The organism is Streptomyces prasinopilosus, from assembly GCF_001419695.1.
GTDB lineage: Bacteria > Actinomycetota > Actinomycetes > Streptomycetales > Streptomycetaceae > Streptomyces > Streptomyces prasinopilosus.
On sequence record NZ_LIRG01000809.1, the window covers coordinates 1 to 7,313 of the forward strand.

Here is a 7,313-nt window from a genome sequence, read left to right on the forward strand (position 1 = left end):
GCACCGGGTGCCGGCCGCGCTGCGGGCACCGGTCGAGGCACGGGCCTGGCGCGAGCTGGGGTACGTCCTGCTGAGTCTGCCGATCAGCATCCTGCTCTTCACCTACGCGGTCACGATGGTGTCGCTGGGGGCCGGTCTGCTGGTGACGTTCCTCGGCGTGCCGGTGCTGGCCGCCGGCCTCGCGGGCTGCCGCGGGTTCGGGACGCTGGAGCGGGCGCGGGCGCGGGGGCTGCTGGGCCTGGACGTGGCCGAGCCGGAGCCGCTGCGGACGAAGCGCCGGGGGTTCGTGGCCTGGATGGGCGCGGTGCTGAAGAGCGGCGCCTCGTGGCGGGCGCTGCTGTACGCGGGGCTGCACCTGCCGTGGGCGGTGCTCGCCTTCACCGTCGCGGTGACCCTCTGGTCGGTCGGATGGTCGCTGCTGACGTATCCCCTGTGGTTCTGGGTGTTCCCGATGTACGCCGGCCAGGGCGGGATGCAGCTGTACGGCGACGGGCAGCACCGGATCTACCTGGACAACCCGTTCGAGATCACGGTGACCGCGCTGATCGGTCTGCTGTTCACGCTCGCCACGCCGTGGATCGTGCGGGCGCTGACCATGGTGGACCGGGTGCTGGTGCACGGGCTGCTCGGGCCGTCGCGGCTGGCGANNGCTGGTCAACCTGGCCATGGACCTGGGGCTGGCGAAGGAGAAGCTGAAGGAGGACCCGCGGGCCGCGGCGCACATGGTCGACGAGGCGCACGGCGAGGTGAAGACGGCACTGCAGGAGCTGCGGGACCTGGCGCGCGGCATCCACCCGGCCGTGCTGACCGACCGCGGCCTCGACGCGGCCCTCTCCTCGGTGGCCTCCCGGTGCACGGTCCCGGTGCGGGTGGAGGTGGACCTGACGGAGCGCCCGGCGCCGGCGATCGAGGGCATCGCCTACTTCACGGTCTCGGAGCTGCTGCAGAACATCAGCAAGCACGCGCGGGCGACCCGGGCGACCGTGGAGGTGTGGCGGGCGGAGAACCGGCTGATGGTGCAGGTCGAGGACAACGGCGTGGGCGGTGCCGACGTGTCCGGGGGTTCCGGGCTCGCCGGTCTCGCGGAGCGGCTGGACGCGGTGGACGGGATCCTGGTCGTCGACTCCCCGGCCGGCGGCCCGACCCGGGTGACGGCGGAACTGCCCTGGCGGGTGGAGCGGACGCCGTGACCGGGTGAGCAGCGGCCGAGGGCACGGAAGCGACCGCGGGTGTGCGGGTACGGGTGAGGGCCCGTACCCGCACACCTCTCGTACCGGGACGCCCCTGCCCCTCCTGCGGCGGGAGAACCCCTCTTGGCCGGGGCGGCCCCGGCCCCCTGTCCGCCCAGGAACCGGTCCCTGTCCACACCGGGGCCGCCCCCTCCCCGCGGTCGGTGCCGGTCCCTTCCCTCGGTCGATGCCGGTACCTTCCCTCGGTCGGTGCCGGCCCCTGCCCGGAGGTCTCCCCCCTCGCCCCTCCGCGCCGCCACCGGATGCTGGGATGCTGGTCCCGTCGACCGAGCCGCCGGACGGGCGGGCGCGGAGGAGGGTCATGGGGGCCGAGGAATCATGGAGGACAGGGTGCGCGTGGTCATCGCCGAGGATTCAGTGCTGCTGCGGGAGGGCCTGACCCGGCTGCTGACCGACCGGGGGCACGAGGTCGTGGCGGGGGTCGGCGACGGCGACGCACTGATCAAGACGATCACCGAACTGCACGACCAGGGGGAGCTGCCGGACGTCGTGGTGGCCGACGTCCGGATGCCGCCGACGCACACCGACGAGGGGGTGCGGGCCGCCGTCCAGCTGCGCAGGGCGCATCCGGGTCTCGGGGTGCTGGTGCTGTCGCAGTACGTGGAGGAGCGCTACGCCACGGAGCTGCTCGCCGGTTCCAGCCGGGGCGTCGGCTACCTGCTCAAGGACCGGGTGGCCGAGGTGCGGGAGTTCGTGGACGCGGTGGTGCGGGTGGCCGGGGGCGGTACGGCGCTGGACCCCGAGGTGGTGGCGCAGCTGCTCGGCCGCAGCCGCAAGCAGGACGTTCTCGAGAGGCTCACCCCGCGTGAGCGGGAGGTGCTGGGCCTGATGGCCGAGGGGCGGACGAACTCGGCGATCGCCCGGCAGCTGGTGGTGAGCGACGGAGCGGTGGAGAAGCACGTCAGCAACATCTTCCTGAAGCTGGGCCTGTCCCCGAGCGACGGCGACCACCGCCGGGTGCTCGCGGTCCTCACCTACCTCAACTCCTGAACCCGCCTTCGGCCGGCACCGGCACCGGCACGCCCGGCCGGCGTCGCACGGCGCCGGCCGCCATCGGCACGGCCCCGGACGGCGCCGGCCGGCATCGGCCCTGTGGGGACCGGTGTCGGCCCGTGGAGAGCGGCGCCGGCCTGCGGAGAGGCGGCGTCGACCGGCCGGCGCGGGCCGAACCGTCCGCGGGCGGAGGGCGTCCTGGAGGGCAGGGGTCGATGGGCCGCCGAACGGGGGATCCGGGCAGGGGGCGGGGCACGCCGGTGCTCCGGGTGCCGTGCCGGTGTCGCACGGGACGTCGCGAAGTCGTGTCCAAGATGCGAATGACCCCGAGAAGGCGACTCCTACGGACGTAGGGTTGATCCCGGGGACGGTCCGAGGGAGGGCCGGTCCCGGACAGCCGCCCTCGAGGAGGTTCAGTTCAGTGACCAGCCAGGTCAGCAGCCCAGCGGAGCAGGCCGACGGAACAGTCCTAGGAGAGCAGCGCAAAGCGGCGGGCGGGAAGGCCGTCCGCCGTCTGAACCGGGTGATCATCAGGTTCGCGGGAGACTCGGGTGACGGTATGCAGCTCACCGGTGACCGCTTCACCTCGGAGACGGCCTCCTTCGGCAATGACCTGTCGACCCTGCCGAACTTCCCCGCCGAGATCCGTGCCCCGGCCGGCACCCTGCCGGGTGTCTCGTCCTTCCAGCTCCACTTCGCCGACCACGACATCCTCACCCCGGGTGACGCGCCGAACGTGCTGGTGGCGATGAACCCGGCCGCCCTGAAGGCGAACATCGGGGACCTGCCGCGCGGTGCGGAGATCATCGTCAACACGGACGAGTTCACCAAGCGGGCGCTGCAGAAGGTCGGCTACGCGAGCAACCCCCTGGAGGACGGCTCGCTCGACGGCTACAGCCTCCACCCGGTGCCGCTGACGACGCTGACGATCGAGGCGCTGAAGGAGTTCGACCTCAGCCGCAAGGAGGCCGAGCGCAGCAAGAACATGTTCGCGCTCGGCCTGCTGAGCTGGATGTACCACCGGCCGACCGAGGGCACGGAGAAGTTCCTGACCTCGAAGTTCGCCAAGAAGCCGGACATCGCGGCGGCCAACATCGCCGCGTACCGCGCGGGCTGGAACTTCGGGGAGACGACGGAGGACTTCGCCGTCTCCTACGAGGTGGCTCCGGCCGCCGCGGCGTTCCCGCCGGGCGTGTACCGCAACATCTCCGGCAACCTGGCCCTGGCGTACGGGCTGATCGCGGCGTCCCGGCAGGCCGACCTGCCGCTGTTCCTGGGGTCGTACCCGATCACACCGGCGTCGGACATCCTGCACGAACTGAGCCGGCACAAGAACTTCGGTGTACGGACCTTCCAGGCCGAGGACGAGATCGCCGGGATCGGTGCCGCGCTGGGGGCGGCCTTCGGCGGTTCGCTGGCCGTGACGACGACGTCCGGCCCGGGGGTGGCGCTGAAGTCCGAGACGATCGGTCTCGCGGTGTCGCTGGAGCTGCCGCTGCTGATCGTGGACATCCAGCGCGGCGGCCCGTCCACGGGCCTGCCCACCAAGACCGAGCAGGCGGACCTGCTCCAGGCGATGTACGGGCGCAACGGCGAGGCGCCGGTCCCGGTGGTCGCGCCGCGCACGCCGGCCGACTGCTTCGACGCGGCGCTCGAGGCGGCTCGGATCGCGCTGACGTACCGGACGCCGGTCTTCCTGCTCTCCGACGGCTACCTGGCCAACGGCAGCGAGCCGTGGCGCATCCCGGACACGGAGGAGCTGCCCGACCTGAGGGTGCGGTTCGCGCAGGGCCCCAACCACACGACGGACGACGGCACCGAGGTGTTCTGGCCGTACCAGCGGGATCCGCGGACGCTGGCCAGGCCGTGGGCGATCCCGGGCACCCCGGGTCTGGAGCACCGGATCGGCGGCATCGAGAAGCAGGACGGCACGGGCAACATCTCGTACGACCCGGCCAACCACGACTTCATGGTGCGCACCCGGCAGGCGAAGGTCGACGGGGTCGAGGTCCCCGACCTGGAGGTCGACGACCCGGACGGCGGGGCCGGGGTGCTCGTGCTCGGCTGGGGGTCCACCTACGGGCCCGTCACCGCCGCCGTACGGCGCATCAGGGACGCGGGGGGCGCGGTCGCGCAGGCCCATCTGCGCCACATCAACCCCTTCCCCCGGAATCTGGAGGAGGTCCTGAGGCGTTACGAAAAAGTGGTCGTACCGGAGATGAACCTCGGCCAGCTCGCCACTCTGATCCGGGCGAAGTACCTGGTCGACGCCCGCTCCCACAACCAGGTCAACGGCATGCCGTTCAAGGCGGAGCAGCTTGCCGAGGTGCTGAAGGAGGCCATCGATGACTGAGACACCGGCAGGCGCCCCGTCCTCCCTCGGCGACTCCCCCCGCGGGGGCTCCTCCGGCAAGGGCTCCTCCCCCGGGGGCTCCCCGTTCGGTGACGCGCTCGCCCTGGTGCCCAAGGCCGAGGCCGAGCAGTCGATGAGGGACTTCAAGTCCGACCAGGAGGTGCGCTGGTGCCCCGGCTGCGGCGACTACGCCGTCCTGGCCGCCGTGCAGGGCTTCATGCCCCAGCTCGGGCTGGCGAGGGAGAACATCGTCTTCGTCTCCGGCATCGGCTGTTCGTCCCGCTTCCCGTACTACATGAACACCTACGGGATGCACTCCATCCACGGCCGCGCCCCCGCGATCGCGACGGGTCTGGCGGCGTCCCGGCGGGACCTGAGCGTGTGGGTCGTCACCGGTGACGGGGACGCGCTGTCCATCGGCGGCAACCATCTGATCCACGCACTGCGCCGCAACGTCAACCTGAAGATCCTGCTGTTCAACAACCGGATCTACGGCCTGACCAAGGGCCAGTACTCGCCGACCTCCGAGATCGGCAAGATCACCAAGTCGACGCCGGTGGGTTCGCTGGACGCGCCCTTCAACCCGGTGTCGCTGGCGATCGGCGCGGAGGCGTCCTTCGTGGCCCGTACGGTCGACTCGGACCGCAAGCACCTGACCGAGGTGCTGCGGCAGGCCGCCGCCCATCCGGGCACCGCCCTGATCGAGATCTACCAGAACTGCAACATCTTCAACGACGGCGCCTTCGAGGTCCTCAAGGACCGGCAGCAGGCCGAGGACGCGGTGATCCGGCTGGAGCACGGCAGTCCGATCCGCTTCGGTGCGGACCGCGCGAAGGGTGTCGTCCGGGACCAGGCCACCGGGGACCTGAAGGTGGTCGCGGTGACCGCGGAGAACGAGGCGGAGGTCCTGGTCCACGACGCGCACGCGGCGTCCCCGACCACCGCGTTCGCGCTGTCCCGGCTCGCCGATCCGGACACCCTGCACCACACTCCGATCGGTGTCTTCCGCTCCGTGGACCGTCCGGTCTACGACACGCTGATGGCGGAGCAGCTGGACGCCGCCGTCGAGCAGCACGGCAAGGGCGAACTGGGCGCGCTGCTGGCGGGCAACGACACGTGGACGGTCGTCGGCTGAGCAGCCGCCGACACACGGCCCCGTCCGCGGGCGGCCGCCCGGGAGGCGGCTCCCGCGGGGGCGGCCGTACGCGGAACGCTCCGCGCGAGGCCCGGACGCTTCAGAGCGTCCGGGCCTCGTCGTCCGTTCGCGGGGTTCCGTCGCCCGCCCGCGGGGCTTCGGTGTGCGTCCGCGGGGTTCCGTCGCCTGACCGCGGGGCTTCGGTGTGCGTCCGCCGGGCCTCGTCGTACGCCCGGCGGGCGGCCAGTACGCCGTCCATGCGCCGCTCGGTCCACGAGGCCAGCGCGCGCACCTGTTCGGCCGCCTCGCGCCCCAGGCCGGTGAGGGAGTAGTCGACGCGTGGCGGGATCACCGGTTGGGCGTCACGATGGACGAGGCCGTCGCGCTCCAGCGTCTGGAGGGTCTGGGTGAGCATCTTCTCGCTGACCCTGCCGATCGCCCGGCGCAGCTCGCTGAAGCGGTGGGGCCGTTCCAGGAGGCGGATCAGCACGAGCACGCCCCAGCGGCTCGTCACGTGCTCCAGGACCAGGCGGTGCGGGCACATCGCCTCCCGCTCGCTCGGCGGGGGCCCGGGAGCGGACATCCGGGACGCCGGTACACCCTCACTTACCGTCATGCCAGTACCTTACTTCAAAGTGGGTACTTACAAAAAGTTAGTGCAAGTCCTAGCGTGGGTGCCATCGCACCCCCACAAGGAGTTCTGAGCATGAGCATCGTCGTCACCGGAGCCACCGGGAACCTCGGCCGCCACGTCGTGGAGCAGCTGCTGGAGAAGGTTCCGGCCGAGCAGGTCACCGCCGTCGTCCGCAGCCCGGAGAAGGCCGCCGACCTGGCGGAGCGCGGCGTCCGGCTCGCGGTCGCCGACTACAACGCGCCCGAGACCTTCGACGGCCTCTTCGCGGCGGGCGACAAGGTGCTGCTGATCTCGGGCAACGAGTTCGACAAGGGCCGGGTGCGGCAGCACCGGGTGGTCATCGAGGCCGCCAAGGCCGCCGGAGTCGCCCTCCTCGCCTACACCAGCGCCCTCGGGACGCTGACCGCCGCGCTCGCCGACGACCACCGCGGCACCGAGAAGGCCCTGCTGGCCTCCGGCGTGCCGTACGTCCTGCTGCGCAACGGCTGGTACCACGAGGTCTACACCGAGAACCTCGCCCCGGTGCTGGAGCACGGCGCGGTCGTCGCCGCCGCCGGCGAGGGCCGCGTCTCCTCCGCGGCGCGCGCCGACTACGCCGCGGCCGCCGTCGCCGTGCTCACCGGCGAGGGACACGAGAACAAGACGTACGAGCTGGGCGGCGACGAGGCGTGGAGCCTCTCCGAGTACGCGGCCGAGCTGAGCCGGCAGACCGGCAGGGAGATCGCCTACAAGCCGGTCACGGTCGAGGAGCTCACCGGCGTCCTGACCGGTGCCGGACTGCCCGGGCCCATGGCCGCCGTCTTCGCCGGCGTGGACCTCTCCATCGAGAAGGGCGAGCTGGTCGTCACCAGTGGTGACCTGGCCCGTCTGACCGGCCGCCCCACCACCCCGCTCGCGGACGCCGTCGCCGCCGCCCTGAAGGGCTGACCTCCCCGGCGGTCCCCGGCC

6 protein-coding genes and 1 pseudogene are annotated in these 7,313 nt (G+C 72.1%); 6 read left to right on the forward strand and 1 reads right to left on the reverse strand.

Features of this window, described 5'->3' with window-relative positions; genetic code table 11:
• The 5 genes and pseudogenes from AOK18_RS34805 to AOK18_RS26810 form a co-directional block, all read left to right on the forward strand.
• The coding region (locus AOK18_RS34805) for a sensor domain-containing protein (RefSeq protein WP_420865647.1) at nt 1-647 on the forward strand (647 nt) is incomplete at both ends.
• Between the two features lie 2 nt (nt 648-649).
• Nucleotides 650-1,190, forward strand: a pseudogene (locus tag AOK18_RS34810) (sensor histidine kinase); the annotation flags it as partial.
• A gap of 378 nt (nt 1,191-1,568) precedes the next feature.
• Entirely contained in the window at nt 1,569-2,240 is a 672-nt protein-coding gene (locus AOK18_RS26800) for a response regulator transcription factor (protein ID WP_055696003.1), read from the forward strand.
• Between the two features lie 424 nt (nt 2,241-2,664).
• Complete coding sequence (locus AOK18_RS26805; protein ID WP_055696004.1) at nt 2,665-4,596, forward strand: 2-oxoacid:acceptor oxidoreductase subunit alpha; 1,932 nt, start codon at nt 2,665-2,667, stop codon at nt 4,594-4,596.
• A 133-nt stretch (nt 4,597-4,729) separates the two neighbouring features.
• A complete protein-coding gene (locus tag AOK18_RS26810; protein WP_240503326.1) occupies nt 4,730-5,731 on the forward strand; it encodes a 2-oxoacid:ferredoxin oxidoreductase subunit beta in 1,002 nt (333 codons plus the stop codon).
• A 100-nt stretch (nt 5,732-5,831) separates the two neighbouring features.
• Here AOK18_RS26810 and AOK18_RS26815 read toward each other — a convergent pair whose 3' ends face one another.
• A complete protein-coding gene (locus AOK18_RS26815; RefSeq protein ID WP_055696005.1) occupies nt 5,832-6,314 on the reverse strand; it encodes a winged helix-turn-helix transcriptional regulator in 483 nt (160 codons plus the stop codon).
• Nucleotides 6,315-6,437: 123 nt separating this feature from the next.
• Between AOK18_RS26815 and AOK18_RS26820 the strand changes: the two genes are divergently transcribed.
• A complete protein-coding gene (locus AOK18_RS26820; RefSeq protein ID WP_055696006.1) occupies nt 6,438-7,292 on the forward strand; it encodes an SDR family oxidoreductase in 855 nt (284 codons plus the stop codon).
• Nucleotides 7,293-7,313: the final 21 nt, after the last annotated feature.